This is a genomic window from Aquabacterium sp. A7-Y, from assembly GCF_026153205.1.
Classification (GTDB): Bacteria; Pseudomonadota; Gammaproteobacteria; order Burkholderiales; family Burkholderiaceae_C; genus Caldimonas.
In genome coordinates, this window is record NZ_JAPFBW010000046.1 from 1 (window position 1) to 14,981 (window position 14,981).

Sequence of the window (14,981 nt, forward strand, 5' to 3'; positions counted from 1 at the left end):
GTGGTCACGTCGGCGATGTTGCGCACCTGGTCGGTCAGATTGCCGGCCATCGAGTTCACCGAGTCGGTCAGGTCCTTCCACGGTGCCCGCCACGCCCTTGACCTTGGCCTGGCCGCCGAGCTTGCCTTCGGTGCCCACCTCGCGCGCCACCCGCGTCACCTCGGCCGAGAAATTGCCGAGCTGCTCCACCATCTTGTTGATGGTCTTGGCGGTGCGGAGGAACTCGCCTTCCAGCGGCCGGCCTTCCACCTCCAGCGCCATGCTCTTGGACAGGTCGCCCTGCGCCACCGCACCGATCACGCGCGCGACCTCGCTGGTCGGGTGCACGAGGTCGTCGATCAGCGAGTTGATGCAGTCGATGGACTCGCCCCAGAAACCCTTGGCCCCGTCGAGCGAGGCGCGCTGCTTGAGCTTGCCTTCCTTGCCCACCACCTGGCGCAGCCGGGCCAGCTCCTGCGCCATCTCGGCATTGCGCTCGACCACGTCGTTGAACACCTCGGCCACCTTGCCGTGCACGCCGCTCCAGTGCAGCGGCAGCCGCGCTGTCGCGTCGCCGCGGCGCAGCGCGGTCAGCGCGGTCAACATCATGGCAAGAGGATCGGAGCCGGCTTCCACGGCCAGCTGATCAGGCGCATTCATTGCTTTTCTCCTCGGCGCGTGTAACCAGCGCCACGACGACCCGCTAAATGTCGCTGCGAGCGTCCGGGGATTTGTAACGGCCGGTCACGCCCAGCCTGTGCAACCCCAGAGTGTGCCGCACCTGTGCCGACACGCAGGGGTTCCGTCAGTCTGATGATCGCGGCTCTCTCCCGCCAGTAGGGCCTTGGACGCGGAAAACGGCGCGACGGCTGGCGCACGAGTGAGCGCCTCCTCGCAGCCCTGCGGGGCGTGCCGGGTCGTGCGGGAGAGTTGCAGAAGTTAAGGAATTCCCTTAGTTCGCCACTTCATGGCGGCGAATCGCCGGATCCCGGTCCGGGGAGAACCCGGCCGGTCGCCGGCACGTCAGCCGCGGGGAGCCGCGCAGGACTCGCGCACCACCAGCTCCATCGGGATCTCGAGCGTCTGAGGCGGCTCGTCCTGCCCGTCTCCGAGCCGCTGCAGCAGCAGCTGCGCCGCTCCCCGGCCGGCCTGCTCGAGGTTGAAGTGCACATAGGTGAGCGGCGGGTCGGCGAGTTCGAGCAAAGATGCGCTGCTGATCGCGACCACCGAGAGGTCTTGCGGCACGCGCAGGCGCGCTTCACGCAGTGCCTGCAAGGCCCCCGACAAGAGCCGGCTGCCGAGCGAGATCAGCGCCGTTGGCGGTGCCTCCAGCGCCAGCAGCGCCCGCATGTCGTCGGCGCCCGAGACCCCCGGCGCCGAGGCCAGCCGCAGCAGGCGCTCGTCCACCTCCAGGCCCAGCCGGGCATGGGCCTCGCGGTAGCCGGCCACGCGCTCGTCGGTCGGCCGCAGGCCGGGGCCGGCGGTGAACAGCGCGATGCGGCGATGCCCCAGGCTGTGCAGGTAGCGCACTGCCTGCGCGATGCCCTCGCGGTGGGCCATGCGCACCTGGTCGCCGGTCAGTGCGCCGTCGCGGTCGACCATCACGAGCGGCAGCCCGCAGTCGAGGTAGGGATTGGGCCGGTCCTCGCTCCACGTGAAGGAGGACGTCACCACCGCGCCGTCCATGCCGCGGCGCTCGAACATCTCCAGGATCTCAGCCTCGCGGCGGCGGCTGTGGTGGGAGTTGGCCAGCAGCAAGGTGTAGCCGTGCTGCCCGACATGCGCCTCGACGGCCGCGACGAAACCGGCCTGCAAGGGGTTCTCGATGTCGCTCACCATGCAGCCGATCGCCTGCGAGCGGCCCAGACGCAGGCTGCGCGCGCCGGCATGCGGCTGGTACTGCAGGCGCTCGGCCGCCGCCAGCACCTTGGCTTTCAACTCGGCGCTCACGTAACGCCCGCCGTTCAGCACCCGCGACACCGAGCCGATCGTGACGCCGGCGGCCTCGGCCACGTCCCGCACCGACACCCGTTTGGTCTTGCTCATGTTCAGGGAAAGCACTTAAAACGTTTTTCGATATTAGCCCAGGAAGTGCTTGCGTCTCCCACAGACCGGTCTATAAAATCGTTTTTATACCGCTCACTCCTGGGCGGACGAGGAGGAGATCCATGGCCCGCATTCCCTATCTGGACCTGGCGCACGTCGCCGGGCCACTCGGCGAGCGGCTGCGCGAGCGGCCGCCGCTCAACCTGTTCCGGCTGCTGCCCCATGCGCCGGGCGTCGCGACCGGCTTCCTGTCGATGGGACAGGCGGTACTGCGCGACAGCTCGCTGCCGCCGCGGCTGCGCGAGCTGCTCATCCTGAGGGTGGGTGCGCTCAGCGGCGCCGCCTATGAGATCCACCAGCACCGCAAGCTGGCGCGCAAGGCCGGTGTGCCGGACGCGACCGTGGAAGCGATCCTGTCGGTGAAGGGCGGCGAGGCCGGCTGGCGCGCCGTCGGACTGGGTGACGCGGAATGCGCCGCCCTCGCCTTCACCGATGCCACCGTGCGCGAGGTCAAGGCGGGCGAAGCCGCCTACGCAGCGCTGGCGCGCCACTTCGGGCCGGCACAGCAGATCGAAGTCCTCGTCACCGTCGGCTTCTACATGCTGGTGTCGCGTTTGCTCGAAAACCTGGAGGTCGACCTCGAAACGGTCGACGTCGAAAACCTGGAGCTGCGCCATGCTTGAGCTGCGACCCGATCGTCAACTGTTTGAGCCCGCGCTGGGCCAGGCCGCCGCCGGCACCCGCATGGCCGGCCGCCGCGTGCTGGTCGTCGGCGCCGGGCAGCGCCGCAGCGAGGAGGCCGATCCGCCGGTCGGCAACGGCCGCGCCATCGCGGTCCTGTGCGCCCGCGAGGGGGCCAGCGTCTGCTGCGTCGACCGCGACCTCGAAAGCGCCCAGGAGACCGCGGCCTGGATCACCCGGGAAGGCGGCCACGCCAGTGCGCTCGCCGCCGACGTGTCACACCCGGAGGCCATCGTCGCGATGGTGCGTGACGCGCATGACAGCCTGGGCGGCCTGGACGGCCTGGTGGTCAACGTCGGCATCGCGAACCACAACCGCTTCGGCCACGAGACCGCCGAAGCCTGGGACGAGGTGCAGAACGTCAACCTGCGCGCGCACATGTTGTGCGCCCAGGAGGCGGCCGCCCGCATGGAGACGGGCAGCAGCATGGTGTTCGTGTCCTCCACCGCCTCGATCTCGCCGCAGTCGGGGCTGCCGGCCTACGAGACCTCCAAGGCCGCGCTGGCGGCGCTGGGCCGGGCCGTGGCTTTCGCCGGCCAGGCCAGGGCCTTGCGGGCCAACGTCATCGCGCCGGGCCTGATCGACACGCCGCTGGGCCGCGATGCCTCACGCCTGCGCCCGGCGCGAGCGGCGCGTCCGCTGCCCTTCGGCCGCCAGGGCACCGGCTGGGAAGTGGCCTACGCCACGCTCTTTCTGCTGTGCGCCGAATCGTCCTATGTCAACGGCCAGGTGCTGATCGCTGACGGCGGCCTGTCCATCGGCGCCGCGCGCAGCGACGCCTGAAAAAAACCCGGGGGAGACACCCATGAGCGATTCCACTCTTCGGCAGCGCCGCGCGCTGCTGTGCAGCCTCGCCGCCGCGCCGCTGCTGCCGGCCACTGCCAGGGCAGCCGAGCCGCCCTGGCCTGCCAAGCCCATCCGCCTGGTGCTGCCGGCCGCCGGCGGCAGCGGGCCCGACATCCTGGCCCGCGTTTTCGCCGAGCGGCTCGCGGCGGCGCTGAAACAGCCGGTGCTGGTGGACAACCGTCCGGGCGCCAACGGCATCCTCGCCGTCAGCGCGGCCGTCAAGTCGCCCGGCGACGGCTATACCGTGCTGTTCGCCAGCTCCTCCTTCACGGTCGTCAACCAGGCGGTGCAGACCAAGCTGCCCTTCGACGTGCTGACCGATCTGGTCCCGGTGGCGCAGATCGCCTCGGGCGGGATCCACCTGGTCGTGCACCCGCAGCTGCCGGTGCGCAACATCAAGGAGCTGGTGGCGCTGGTGAAGTCCCGCCCCGGCGACTTCGACTACGCGACCTGGGGCATCGGCTCGACCGGGCACCTGGTGATGGAGCTGATCAAGCAGCACACCGGCATCCAGATGCGGCACATCCCCTACAAGACGGTGTCGCAGATCTACCAGGACATCCAGGGCGACCGCATCCAGATCGCTTTCGTCGATGCCACCAGCTCACTCGGGCAGATCAAGGGCGGGAAGGTGCGCGCCATCGCCTCGACCGGCTCGCAGCGCATGCCCGAGCCGCCCGGGCTGCCGACGGTCGCCGAGCAAGGCATCCCCTTCGACGCCGACGCCTGGTACGGCGTGTTCGTGCCCAAGGGCACGCCCGCGCCCATCGTGGAGACCCTGCATGCGGAAATCAACCGCACCCTGACCGCGCCCGAGTTGCGCGAGCGCTTCGCGCAGCTCAACCTGGCCCGGCTGCCGATCAAGACCGCAGCCGAGTTCGGCCAGACGGTGGCCGCCGATCTGAAGGTCTGGCAGGGCATCGCGCGCCGCTTCGACATCCGCATCGAGTCCTGAGACATCCAGCGCGCCCGCGCGCCGAGCGCCGGGCCGCATCCCCTCGGGGGACCGGCCGACGTACCCGTCGGACGAGGGGTCGTCATGCCAGCGGGCCGAGCGCCGGGCCGCTCCCAAGCCGGCCCGCATCCCCTCGGGGGATCGGCCGACGTACCCGTCGGACGAGGGGTCGTCATGCCAGCGGGCCGAGCGCCGGGCCGCTCCCAAGCCGGCCCGCATCCCCTCGGGGGATCGGCCGACGTACTCGTCGGACGAGGGGCTGTCATGACGCCTCGGGGGATCGGCCGACGTACCCGTCGGACGAGGGGTCGTCATCCTCGCCGCCCGCGCCCCCGCATCTGCCACAGCGGGCGCTTGCCCTTGAGCTGGCGCTCGATACCGTCGTTCAGGCGCAGCCGGAGGTCCTCGACCGCCTCGACATGGCCATACACCTCGTGGAAACGCTGATCCAGCCACAGCCACAAGGTGCAGGAGCGCAGCGCCTGCTCCATGCGGTCGAGCCGGCTGTGCTCGTCGACCTCCTGCAGGAACCAGGGCTGGCCGGCACGGCCGGTGTGGGCGTGGCTTTCGGTCCAGCCGAGGAATTCCTGCAGCTGCGACTCGGTGCGCGTGTCCACCGGCGCCTGCGCATAGACAAAACGCTCGCGCAGGCTCAGCTTGCTGGCGGTGCGGTCGAGCTGCTCGGCCAGCTCCAGCATCTGCTCCAGCGCTGCCACCTCGAAGTGCGCGGTGTCGAGCCTGAGCTGCTCCATGAAGATGCCCAGCACCTCGCGCAGCCGGGTCTTGCCCAGGCGCTTGGCGATGGTCTCGACGTGCCACCAGCTGGGCGCCACCGGCGCCTTGAAGTTGCGCGGCGCGCGCGGTGTCTTCTGCAACAGGTCTTTCAGCTCGCGCGCGGCGCCCGCCTCGGCCTCCTGCAGCACCCCGGCGAACCCTTCCTCGTGGATGCCGAAACGCCCGGCCCGGCCGGCGATCTGGTGCACCTCGGAAACGCTCAGCAGCCGGTCGTCCTGGCCGTCGAACTTCATCAGGGTGCTGAACAGCACACGCCGGATCGGCAGATTCAGGCCCATGCCGATCGCGTCGGTCGCGACCAGGATGTGCGACTCGCCCTGCGCGAAACGCTCGGCCTCGCGACGCCGCACCTCCGGCGGCAGCGCCCCGTAGATCACCGAGACGGCACGCCCGTGGGCGCCGATCTGGTCGCGCAGCATCAGCACGTCCTTGCGGCTGAAGGCCACCACCGCGTCGCCCTTCTTGACCGCGCCCAGCGGCACTGGCGCGGGCAGCGCCTCGACGTGCTGCTTGCGCTCGAAGTGGACCACCTCGTGGCTCTCGCCGCACAGCCCCAGCAGGTTGCCGATCGCGCGCGCCGCATAGGCCGAGCAGATGATGATCACCTCGTGTGCCGGCACCGCAACGATGGCCTGGGTCCAGGCCCAGCCGCGCGCCGCGTCGAAGATCATCTGGGCCTCGTCGATCACCGCCACTTCGACCGTGTCGCCGGTGTTGACCATCTCGATGGTGCTGGACACCACGCGGGCGCCCTCGGCCGGCACGTTCTCCTCGCCGGTGCGCAGCGAGCACGGCACACCGCGCGCCTGCAGGCGGTCGCGGCCCTCCAGCGCCAGCAGGCGCAGCGGCGCCAGGTAGGCGCCGTGCTCGGCGGTGGCGAGGCGCTCGAAGGCCGCATGGGTCTTGCCGCTGTTGGGCGGCCCGACGAACAGCCGCACCTTGCGCCGCAGCTTGCGGGCCAGCGGGAAGGTGTCGGGATAGCCCTGGAAGGCCAGCTCCGTGTTGAGGTCGTCCAGCGTGTCGAGCTCGGTGACGCGGCGCTGCCAGCGCTCGAAGGCGCGGCTGCAGCCGGCCTTGAGCGCGTCGAGGTCGCGCGGCTTGGCACATTCCGCCTGCAGCGCCGCCAGCAGTGAGGGCAGCTGGCGCTCGTTGTGCCGACGGCCTTCGGCGACCAGCGTGTCCAGGTGGGCCTGCAGGGCCGCGGCCTGCGGGTAGACGGCGCTGGACCCCAGCGCTCTCAGCAGGGCTTCGCGGTCGCCGGTGCGGAAATAGTCCCAGACCGCCTCCGCATCGATCGGGGCGTGGAAACTCACCGGCACGCGCCAGCCCGGCTCGCGCAGCGCCAGCTCCTGCGACGACAGGCGCTCCCAGCCGTTGCCGTGGCGCGAGATGCCGAGCGCCTCCAGCGCCGCGGCCCGGCTGCTGTAGGCGGCCCGCAGCTGCTTGGGGCCGTCGACCTCGTCGAGGTGGCGCAGCGCGGCGTCCATCAAGGTCGGGGCGATCCAGCGGCTCGGCCGCGAGCCGGGCACCGCCTTCTGCAGCAGGATCAATCCCATCCAGTCGAGGTGGTCGTCATCCTGCTCGCCCTCGGCCTCGACGAAATCGGCCGGCTTGACCACCTGCGGCAGGTGGTAGGCGGCCTGGCGAATGCGGTGGACCTGTTCGGGTCCCAGGTGAGGCGGGATGCGGCTGGCGTGCGAGGGGTCGGGGAGCGGGCGGGGTTCGGGCTTGGCAGGCGGCATGACATGGAGGGGGGAACGGAGCCGCCGCGCAACAGCAAGACGGGGCCTCGGGAAACCCCGATTCTGCACCGAGCAGGGGTCCTTCCCCTGCGCTGCCATGGCCGGCCGGCGGCCGCTGCGCGATATGCGGCCACGCCGACCCGCTGCCGCAGCACCCTCCACGACACCGGCTTCGCACGCTGCAACAAGCGCAACCCGATCCGCACGTGAACCCGCTGGGTGCCAAGGGGGTCGGCGAAATCGGCATCACCGGCGTCGCGGCGGCAGTCGCCAACGCCGTGTGGCACGCCACCGGAGGACGTGTCCGCGACCTGCCGATCACGCCCGACCGCCTCTTGTGACCAGCGGCACCTTCTGTCGGCGCGCCAGGGCCGTCTCTCCGCCAAGCCCCTGCCGGTCGTTGTGAGGGCTGGCGGCCCGGGCCATCGGCGCCTACGTTTCTCGGTCCGTCCCGGGCCATTGTTGCGCCCCGGTCCACCCATCGCCGGCAGCCGGGCGTCCGCACCCGGCTGCCGCCGCATCGTCCAGGAGAGACTGCCATGACCCGACCCTATCGCCGCCTCGACAAGAACCGGGCAGCCGTGCTGCTCGTCGACCACCAGGCCGGACTGATGTCGCTGGTGCGGGACATCGGTCCCGACTCGTTCAGGAACAACGTGCTGGCCGTCGCCGACCTGGCCCGCTACTTCCATCTGCCCACCATCCTGACCACCAGCTTCGAGGACGGGCCCAACGGCCCGCTGATGCCGGAGCTGAAGGAGGCCTTCCCCGAAGCACCCTTCATCCCCCGGCCCGGCCAGATCAACGCCTGGGACAACGAGGACTTCGTCCGGGCCGTCGAGCAGACCGGCCGCAAGCAGCTGGTCATCGCGGGCGTGGTGACGGAGGTCTGCGTGGCCTTCCCGGCCCTCTCGGCCATCGCGGAAGGGTACGAGGTGTTCGCGGTCACCGATGCCTCGGGCACCTTCAACGAGCTCACGCAACAGGCCGCCTGGGAGCGCATGGCGGCGGCGGGTGTGCAGCTGATGAGCTGGTTCGGCGTGGCCTGCGAGCTGCACCGCGACTGGCGCAACGACGCCGAAGGGCTGGCCGCCTTGTTCGCCGACCACATTCCGGACTACCGCAATCTGATGACCCTCCACGCGGCCGGACAGCCGGCATGACGAGCGGCCGGTGTGCTGAGTTGGAACGCAGGCCGCCGGCTTTTTGCCGGGGATGCGGCCTCCGCGAGCCGGCCGTCGAAGCGGCAGCCGGCTTCCCCTATAGTCGGGTCCATTCGAAACGCGAGGCTCCCGCCCGCGTCCGCCCCCGGCCGGTCCTCGGTCGGCAGAACAGGTGCTCATGCTCGCACGGCGTTTAGCTTCCACCGCCTCCCCTGCTGCACCGCCCGCTCCCGGGCCGGTGACGCCCTGGGCCGATTCCATCCTGTGGCGCCAGCTGCGAGGCCTGCTGCTGGCCGGCCTGGCGGCCGCGGTCGTGCTTTCGCTGATGCAGGTGCTGGCCCACGGGCGGGTCGAGCGCGCCGAGCTGGACAGCAGCCTGCGTCAGGCCCTGGACGGCGCGATGGGCCCGGCGCGCCAGGCCGCCTACGAGCTCAACCCCGAGCTGGCCGAGGTGGTCGTGGCCGGGCTGTGGGCCTCGCAGCGCTATGCCAGCGTCGAGATCCTCGACGACGAGGGCCGGCCGTTGGCGAGTGCGCGGGGGGCCGTCAAGCCACTGGTGTTCGGACGGCTGCTGCCGGTCCTGCTCGGTCCGATCGAGCGCCAGGAGCGGGTGCTGATGGACCCGCGCGGCAGCCAGCAGGTCGGCCGGCTGCTGGTGCAGCTGGACCTGCGTGCGGTGGAGTCCGACGTCATCGAGCGCCTGGTGGCGGCCCTGCTGCAGTCGCTGCTGATGCTCGCGGTGCTGATCGCCGTGGTCGCCGCGATCTTCTACTTCACCATCACCCGGCCCCTGGTGCAGGCCGCGCACACGCTCTCGGTCAGCGACGAAGGCAGCAGCCTGCAGCCGCCCCGCGGCCACGAGCGCAGCGAGATCGGAGCGCTGTTCGCCCAGTTCCGCCACCACATCGAGCGGGTGCGGGCCGCCGAGGCGCTGGCCCAGCAGGCCGCGCGCGACCTGGCCGCGAACGAGGCGCGCGTGTCGGCGCTGATCGAGTCGCTGCTCGAAGGCATCGTCACGCTCGACGCCGACAACCGGGTCCTGAGCGTGAACCCGGCCGCGGCCCAGCTGTTCGGCCTCTCGCCCGCCGCGGCGGTAGGCCGGCCGCTGGCGGACCTGCTGCCCGACCTGGCCGCGGGCGAGCCGCCGACGCCGCCCATCTACGGGCCGGCCCGCCAGGCCCCGGGCGGCAGTCAGCACGGCATGACACGGGCCCTGCGTGCCGACGGCGGCAGCCTGGTGGTGGAGCTGTCGGACACGCGCAGCAACGCGCACGGCCAGGCGCTGCGCGTGCTGCTGCTGCGCGACGTGTCGGATTGGCTGGCGCTCGAGGAAGCGCGTCGCGAACGCGCCGCCGCCGAGGCGGCCGACCGGGCCAAGACCGCTTTTCTCTCGCGCATGAGCCATGAGCTGCGCACCCCGCTCAATGCCATCCTCGGGTTTTCGCAGCTGTTGTTGCTGGACACCGGCAAGACGCTCACCGAAGCGCAGCGCAAGCACGCCACGCTGATCCACGACGCCGGTCAGCACCTGCTGTCGCTGATTCGCGACCTGCTCGACAAGAGTCTGATCGAGGCCGGCCGGCTGCAGGTCGACTTGAAACCGGTGCCGCTGGCCCCGCTGGTGGCCGAGTGCCTGCCGCTGATCGGCTCGCTGGCCGAGCAGAAGTCGGTGCAGGTCGACGTGCAAGCGCTGCAGGAGCCGGGCCTGGCGGTGGTGGCCGACGCGACGCGGCTGCGCCAGAGCCTGGTCAATCTGCTGACCAATGCGATCAAGTACAACCGGCCGCACGGAAAAGTCGAGGTCGCCGTGCAGCGCCGCGAGCCGGGGCGGGTCACGGTCTCGGTGCAGGACAACGGCGTCGGCGTGTCGCCCGAGCGGCTGTCCCAGGTGTTCGAGCCCTTCAACCGGCTGGGGCAGGAAAACGGCCCGATCGAAGGGGTCGGCCTGGGCCTGGCGCTGACGCGCCAGCTGGTCGGCATGATGAACGGCACGCTGGATTTCCAGAGCGAGCCGGGCCGGGGCACGGTGGTCAGCATCACGCTGCCGCTGGCCCGCGCGGACACCTGAGCGCGCCTCTGGTCAGGGCCGGCGCGGCGCTGCCCCGTCCCAGGCGTAGGGACAGGGCGGGTCGGCGCGCAGCCGCCGGTACTCGCCCGTGGCCTGCAGCGCGCGCAGGCCCCGGTTGAAAGCGTCCAGGCGCTGCGCCGTCCCGGGCAGTACCGTCGGCAGCATCACATGGGTCGGGAAATGCCCTGTCATCGGCCGGGGGTGGGCGCGCAGCTGTGCCGCCTGGTCGGCATCGAAGTGCCTCAGCATCAGCGAGCAGGCGACGTTGCGCTCCACCGGGACCACGTCGACGCGGCGGCGCAGCAGCTTGCGCAGCGCGGTCAGGTCATCGGGCGTTGGGTCGCCGCGCAGCTCGCCGGACTCGATCATCGAGCGCATCTCCGGGGTGTAGCTGTAGTCCTGGATCAGCGCGAGGCGCCAGCGCGCGAGGTCGGCGTAGTGCTGCCAGTCGAAGTCCAGCTCGTGGTGGTGGAGGAACACCCAGTGTTCGGTCAGGACCGTGTCGGTGAGCACGAAACCCGTCTCGCGCGCCGGGTCGCGGCCCCAGTAGGCGGTGGCGTCCCACTTACCGGCGCGCGTTTCGCGCAAGGCCCGCGACCACGGCAGGAACACATACTCGACCCGGTAGCCGCCCTGCTCGAAGGCCCGCCGCACGATACGCAGCGCGATGCCCTGGTCGGAGCGCGAAGCGGTCGCGTAGGGCGGCAGCTCACCGGTGGCGATGCGCAGGGTCTTCTCGTCGGCCCGGACGCCGCCGGCCACGGCAAACAAGGCGGCAAGGAGCAGGCACAAGAGGAATCCAGGCATGGCGGGGTCCGCGATCCGGCAGGGCGGTCATCATACCCATCCTGCCGCCGGTCGCCCCCACGACCCCGGGGGGCTCCGGCCCGTGCCGGATGCCAGACAATGCCGCGCATGAACTCCAAGCCGACAGCTCCGCTCCCTACCGCCGCGCAGCCCAAGCCCTCGCCCGCCGAGGCGCTGGTGCAGGGCCTGCAATCGATCGCGATCTACAACGACAAGGGCCATGCCTGGGTCGGCCATGGCCCGGACGAGATCGCCCGGATGCGCGAAGGCTTCCAGCAGGCGCTGCTGGCCCGCGTGGCCGAGCTCGGCGAGCAGCGGCTCAGCCCCGAGCTGCTGGAGGCCATACGCAGCGGCGCGGCCGCTCAGGACGGCAGCGGCCGCTTCCACCAGCTGGCGCAGCGCGAGCTGGGCGGCGCGGCGGCACGCGCCGCGCTGCTGGATCAGGACGCGCAGGGCTGAGGCCCCACTTCACCCGTAGATGAAGTCGTTCGCCGTCACGCTGCCTGCAACGCTGAACTCGACCCGCCCGAGCAGCAGCGCATCCCCGCCACCGGCCGCGGTCGGGTTGTACCAGACCTGCCCGTCGAGGGTGTTGAGGTAGATGCCGCTGGCATTGCCGGCGGCGTTGCCGGTCAAGCCCACGCCCTTGAAGAAGGACCCGGCCGCCAGCGCATTGCCCGCCACCGCGCCACCCGCGAAGCTCAGCCCGGCGATGCCGGGATTGAGCGCCCCGGCGAGTCCCGTGTCGAGCGCGTTGGACAGCACGATGCTGTCGTCGGCATGGCTGAAGTCGGTGATCGAATCCGCGTTGCCGGCGCCGCTGCGGTCGAACACGAAACGGTCCTGACCGGCGCCACCGGTCAGAAAGTCCAGCCCGGTGCTGCCGTTCACCACGTCATTGCCGGCACCACCGTTCAGCGTGTCGTCGCCGCTGCCGCCGTTGAGGCTGTCGTCGTCGTTGTTGCCGTTCAGCGTGTCGTTGCCGCTGCCACCGCTGAGCGCGTCGGCACCGTTGCCGCCCACCAGCGTGTCGTTGCCGCTGCTGCCGCTCAGGCTGTCGTTGCCGTCCAGCCCGAACAGGACGTTGTTGAAGCCGTTGCCGCTGATCTGGTTGGCCAAGGTGTTGCCGGTGCCGTTGAGCGCGCTGGCGACGTTGGAAAGCGTGAGGTTCTCGACGTTGGCGTCCAGGGTGTCGCTGATCGTGCTGATCACCCGGTCGACGCCGCCGAACAGCGCCGCCTCCGAGACGCTGTCGCCCGCGGCGTCGATGAAGTAGGTGTCGTTGCCCGCGCCGCCCGCCATCGTGTCGGTGCCGGCATTGCCGTTGAGCGTGTCGTTGCCGGCGCCGCCCTGCAGGTCGTCGTTGCCGGTGCCGCCGCTCAGGCTGTCGTTGCCGTTGCCGCCCTGCAGCGTGTCGGCGCCGGCCCCGCCGCCGAGGCTGTCGTTGCCGTCGCCGCCCGACAGCGTGTTGTTGCGGTCGTTGCCGGTGATGACATTGTTGAGCGCGTTGCCGGTGCCGTCGACCGCCGCGGGCACCAGCGCGAAGCCGCCGCCGGGCTGGACCACCAGCTGCGTCGGCGTGTTGTCGAGCACCAGGTTCTCGACGTTGTTGCCCAGCGTGTAGCTCTGCACCCGCGAGACCACGGTGTCGGTGCCCTGGCCCGCGTTCTCGAACACCTGGTCGCCCGCGGAGTTGACGTTGTAGGTGTCGTTGCCGGCGCCCCCGAACATCGCGTCGTCGCCTGCCGACCAGTTGGCGTTGAGCGTGGAGAAGGCGTCGTTGCTCGAATCGACCAGCGCTTCGCTGGCCGCCGTGCCGTTGATGATTGCCATGAAAAAACTCCAGGAAAGAGAGTGCGTGGATGCGCGTCGTCGACGCGCCCTGACCACCGCGACCGTCCTGCGCACCCGGAATGCGCCGGCCGGCCGTGGCCGCCTTGCCGCGGCGCCCAGGGAGGGGCATCAAGACCGCCGTCGTGCGCGCTTGTCTCCGATCCCTCGTGCTCCGGACGGCAGGACCAGCTTCGGCGATGGCAGGTGATGCCGCCTCCCTCTTGCAGGGGGGGCACCAAAAGGAGGGAAGGCCAGGCCGTGGCCGACCACGCGTCGGCCTGTGCCCGCGCCTCGCCCATGACGCGATCGATGTCGAGGATCAGGGCCGGGGGCTCAGATCGGCGCGGCGCATGCCCAGCCCCGGGGGCCAGGCACCGGCTTGTTCCTCACGCGCGCAGGACGACAGGCGCTTCACCGCCTCCCAAGGCAGGCAGGCCCGGGCGCACGAAGGCGGTCGCCGGCGCGGTCGGCCAATGCGGCTCGCAGCGATGCACGAGCCACTCGCGCTCGGCCGCCGCGCCAGCCGGCAGGGGCAGCCGGCCCAGCGTGTTGCAGCCGGCGTCGCAGGCCGCATACCGGAAAGCGCGCAGGTCCACGCCACCGGAGGGCAGCGGCCCGTCGAACAAGGAGTGCTCCCACTCGTCGAGCCGCTCCATCGTCGTGCTCTGCCCCTGGGGAGCCCCCAGGGCGATGCGGTGCACGTGCATCGCCAGCGGCACGCCGTCGCTGTCCCCTTCCTGCGATTCGCACAGCAGGCAGTACTGCAGCCCGATCCACCGGCCATCCTGCTCAACCCAGGGCGCATAGCAGTAGGCCTGGGCACCGGTGGCGCGCACATAAGCGCAGGCTTGCTGGAAATTCATCATGGCGGGCCTTCCCTTTCTGGCGATTTGTTGGAGTGAATTGGAGTCAGGTCGGCAGGAGGCAAGAGGCATGCCCACGAGCGTCGCGGCGCCAGGCCAGTCCCGGCCCGCGCCCAGGACTGGCGCGGGCCGCCGGGCCGCGCGGGACACGGCGAATGTTTCAAGGCCGGGTAGTTTTCACCCCCGCGCAATCCGCCGATGGCCCTGCAGGCCTTAACGAGGTCGGCCCCCGCCCTCCCGCCGGAGGAACGGCGGTTGCAGCCCTTACCGAGGCGCCCCGACCGATCGCGCCGCCCTCCAACCCTCTCCGGGAGATCCCATGGCCTTGACCCTGTTCGACGACCGTGGCTGCTCGCTCGACCAGCAGCGCTTCACTTGGCGCGACATGGTGCAGACGCCCATCAGCAAGCCCGACGATGACGCCTACCCCCGCGTGCGCATCATCCTGATGAACGGGCTGGAAGTGGAGGCGCTGCGCTTCTCCCACACCTGCGCGATCCCTACGATCGCCACCGTGCCGACCCCTTGTCCAAGCCGCACGCGCTGACCATCACGGCGGCGGAGCAGCAGACCCACAACTACTACATGAACATCGGCCCGCTGTTCAGCGACCCGATGGCCCGCCTGCTGTATGCCGAGATCGCCTCCATCGAGGAGCAGCACACCACCCAGTACGAGTCGCTGATGGACCCGACCGAAAGCTGGCTCGAGAAGTGGCTGCTGCACAAAGCGAACGAGGTCTACAACCACCACGCCTGCGCGAGCCAGGAGAGCAACCCCCGCATCCGCGCGTTCCGGGAGCGTTTCCTCGACTACGAGCTGGGCCACCTGCATGAGGCGATCGCGCTGTTCCAGCAGATTGAGCGGCGCGATGCCGCGGAGGTCTTGCCGGCCGTGCTGCCCGACCCCATCCCCATCACCTCGCAGCGCGAGTTCGTGCGCCAGGTGCTGGCCCGCGAGGTGGACCTGCGTGCCGACGGCAGCCGTTTTGTCGACCGCCTGCAAGAGAACCCGCGGTCCCTCGACTACCGGGACGAGCTCAACGCCGAACTGTCGCCGACCCTGGCGGTGGCCCAGGGCTACCGCTGGCAGCCGGGTACCGAGTTGATGCGGTACGCCGCCTGAAGCACTGGAACAACAGCA

Annotated in this window: 14 protein-coding genes and 1 pseudogene; 9 read left to right on the top strand and 6 right to left on the bottom strand. The window is 70.7% G+C overall.

The genetic code is table 11. The annotated features are described in order from the left end of the window. Positions 1–639: pseudogene (locus OOT46_RS27865) on the bottom strand (hypothetical protein); the annotation flags it as partial. 363 nt (positions 640–1,002) lie between these two features. After that, on the bottom strand, positions 1,003–2,025 hold the full coding sequence (locus OOT46_RS27870) for a LacI family DNA-binding transcriptional regulator (protein WP_265406890.1): 1,023 nt from the start codon (positions 2,023–2,025) through the stop codon (positions 1,003–1,005). Positions 2,026–2,147: 122 nt separating this feature from the next. Between OOT46_RS27870 and OOT46_RS27875 the strand changes: the two genes are divergently transcribed. The 3 genes from OOT46_RS27875 to OOT46_RS27885 are packed head-to-tail and all read left to right on the top strand — an operon-like array spanning position 2,148 to position 4,567. Further along, positions 2,148–2,708 (top strand): carboxymuconolactone decarboxylase family protein, encoded by a 561-nt coding sequence (locus OOT46_RS27875; protein WP_265406891.1) that lies wholly within the window; start codon positions 2,148–2,150, stop codon positions 2,706–2,708. Then, positions 2,701–3,549, top strand: a complete 849-nt coding sequence (locus tag OOT46_RS27880) for an SDR family NAD(P)-dependent oxidoreductase (RefSeq protein WP_265406892.1) — start codon at positions 2,701–2,703, stop codon at positions 3,547–3,549. The genes OOT46_RS27875 and OOT46_RS27880 overlap by 8 nt, the downstream gene beginning before the upstream one ends. 22 nt (positions 3,550–3,571) lie before the next feature. Continuing rightward, positions 3,572–4,567: a Bug family tripartite tricarboxylate transporter substrate binding protein gene (locus OOT46_RS27885; RefSeq protein ID WP_265406893.1), complete on the top strand. Its 996-nt coding sequence runs from the start codon at positions 3,572–3,574 to the stop codon at positions 4,565–4,567. 311 nt (positions 4,568–4,878) lie between these two features. On the opposite strand, the gene OOT46_RS27890 is transcribed toward OOT46_RS27885, so the two are convergent. Beyond that, positions 4,879–7,104: a helicase-related protein gene (locus OOT46_RS27890; RefSeq protein WP_265406894.1), complete on the bottom strand. Its 2,226-nt coding sequence runs from the start codon at positions 7,102–7,104 to the stop codon at positions 4,879–4,881. A 206-nt stretch (positions 7,105–7,310) separates the two neighbouring features. Between OOT46_RS27890 and OOT46_RS27895 the strand changes: the two genes are divergently transcribed. The 3 genes from OOT46_RS27895 (at position 7,311) to OOT46_RS27905 (ending at position 10,335) form a co-directional block, all read left to right on the top strand. After that, a complete protein-coding gene (locus tag OOT46_RS27895; protein ID WP_265406895.1) occupies positions 7,311–7,445 on the top strand; it encodes a hypothetical protein in 135 nt (44 codons plus the stop codon). 198 nt (positions 7,446–7,643) lie between these two features. Then, a complete protein-coding gene (gene ycaC / locus OOT46_RS27900; RefSeq protein WP_265406896.1) occupies positions 7,644–8,267 on the top strand; it encodes an isochorismate family cysteine hydrolase YcaC in 624 nt (207 codons plus the stop codon). Between the two features lie 178 nt (positions 8,268–8,445). Then, positions 8,446–10,335, top strand: coding sequence for a sensor histidine kinase (locus OOT46_RS27905; RefSeq protein WP_265406897.1), 1,890 nt, complete (start codon positions 8,446–8,448; stop codon positions 10,333–10,335). Between the two features lie 12 nt (positions 10,336–10,347). Here the strand turns inward: OOT46_RS27905 and OOT46_RS27910 are convergent, their stop codons facing one another. Then, positions 10,348–11,142, bottom strand: coding sequence for a substrate-binding periplasmic protein (locus tag OOT46_RS27910; RefSeq protein ID WP_265406898.1), 795 nt, complete (start codon positions 11,140–11,142; stop codon positions 10,348–10,350). A 108-nt stretch (positions 11,143–11,250) separates the two neighbouring features. Here OOT46_RS27910 and OOT46_RS27915 point away from each other — a divergent pair, with 108 nt between their 5' ends. Then, the gene (locus OOT46_RS27915; protein WP_265406899.1) at positions 11,251–11,601 is read left to right on the top strand and encodes a hypothetical protein; all 351 of its coding nucleotides are present in this window, start codon (positions 11,251–11,253) and stop codon (positions 11,599–11,601) included. A 9-nt stretch (positions 11,602–11,610) separates the two neighbouring features. Here OOT46_RS27915 and OOT46_RS27920 read toward each other — a convergent pair whose 3' ends face one another. Together OOT46_RS27920 and OOT46_RS27925 are read right to left on the bottom strand one after the other, a co-directional pair. Further along, positions 11,611–12,975, bottom strand: coding sequence for a calcium-binding protein (locus OOT46_RS27920; protein WP_265406900.1), 1,365 nt, complete (start codon positions 12,973–12,975; stop codon positions 11,611–11,613). Positions 12,976–13,361: 386 nt separating this feature from the next. Beyond that, positions 13,362–13,841, bottom strand: a complete 480-nt coding sequence (locus OOT46_RS27925; RefSeq protein WP_265406901.1) for a hypothetical protein — start codon at positions 13,839–13,841, stop codon at positions 13,362–13,364. Positions 13,842–14,157: 316 nt separating this feature from the next. On the opposite strand from OOT46_RS27925, the gene OOT46_RS30835 reads away from it, so the two are divergent. Together OOT46_RS30835 and OOT46_RS27930 are read left to right on the top strand one after the other, a co-directional pair. Next, positions 14,158–14,385, top strand: a complete 228-nt coding sequence (locus OOT46_RS30835) for a hypothetical protein (RefSeq protein WP_322114303.1) — start codon at positions 14,158–14,160, stop codon at positions 14,383–14,385. After that, positions 14,364–14,963 (top strand): hypothetical protein, encoded by a 600-nt coding sequence (locus tag OOT46_RS27930; protein ID WP_322114304.1) that lies wholly within the window; start codon positions 14,364–14,366, stop codon positions 14,961–14,963. The genes OOT46_RS30835 and OOT46_RS27930 overlap by 22 nt, the downstream gene beginning before the upstream one ends. The last annotated feature ends 18 nt before the right edge of the window (positions 14,964–14,981 follow it).

Excerpts from the sequence above, each read along its gene's own strand:
- OOT46_RS27870 (WP_265406890.1), bottom strand. The coding sequence starts at position 2,025 with ATGAGCAAGACCAAACGGGTGTCGGTGCGGGACGTGGCCGAGGCCGCC.
- OOT46_RS27875 (WP_265406891.1), top strand. The coding sequence starts at position 2,148 with ATGGCCCGCATTCCCTATCTGGACCTGGCGCACGTCGCCGGGCCACTC.
- OOT46_RS27880 (WP_265406892.1), top strand. The coding sequence starts at position 2,701 with ATGCTTGAGCTGCGACCCGATCGTCAACTGTTTGAGCCCGCGCTGGGC.
- OOT46_RS27885 (WP_265406893.1), top strand. The coding sequence starts at position 3,572 with ATGAGCGATTCCACTCTTCGGCAGCGCCGCGCGCTGCTGTGCAGCCTC.
- OOT46_RS27890 (WP_265406894.1), bottom strand. The coding sequence starts at position 7,104 with ATGCCGCCTGCCAAGCCCGAACCCCGCCCGCTCCCCGACCCCTCGCAC.
- ycaC (WP_265406896.1), top strand. The coding sequence starts at position 7,644 with ATGACCCGACCCTATCGCCGCCTCGACAAGAACCGGGCAGCCGTGCTG.
- OOT46_RS27905 (WP_265406897.1), top strand. The coding sequence starts at position 8,446 with ATGCTCGCACGGCGTTTAGCTTCCACCGCCTCCCCTGCTGCACCGCCC.
- OOT46_RS27910 (WP_265406898.1), bottom strand. The coding sequence starts at position 11,142 with ATGCCTGGATTCCTCTTGTGCCTGCTCCTTGCCGCCTTGTTTGCCGTG.
- OOT46_RS27915 (WP_265406899.1), top strand. The coding sequence starts at position 11,251 with ATGAACTCCAAGCCGACAGCTCCGCTCCCTACCGCCGCGCAGCCCAAG.
- OOT46_RS27920 (WP_265406900.1), bottom strand. The coding sequence starts at position 12,975 with ATGGCAATCATCAACGGCACGGCGGCCAGCGAAGCGCTGGTCGATTCG.
- OOT46_RS27925 (WP_265406901.1), bottom strand. The coding sequence starts at position 13,841 with ATGATGAATTTCCAGCAAGCCTGCGCTTATGTGCGCGCCACCGGTGCC.
- OOT46_RS30835 (WP_322114303.1), top strand. The coding sequence starts at position 14,158 with ATGGCCTTGACCCTGTTCGACGACCGTGGCTGCTCGCTCGACCAGCAG.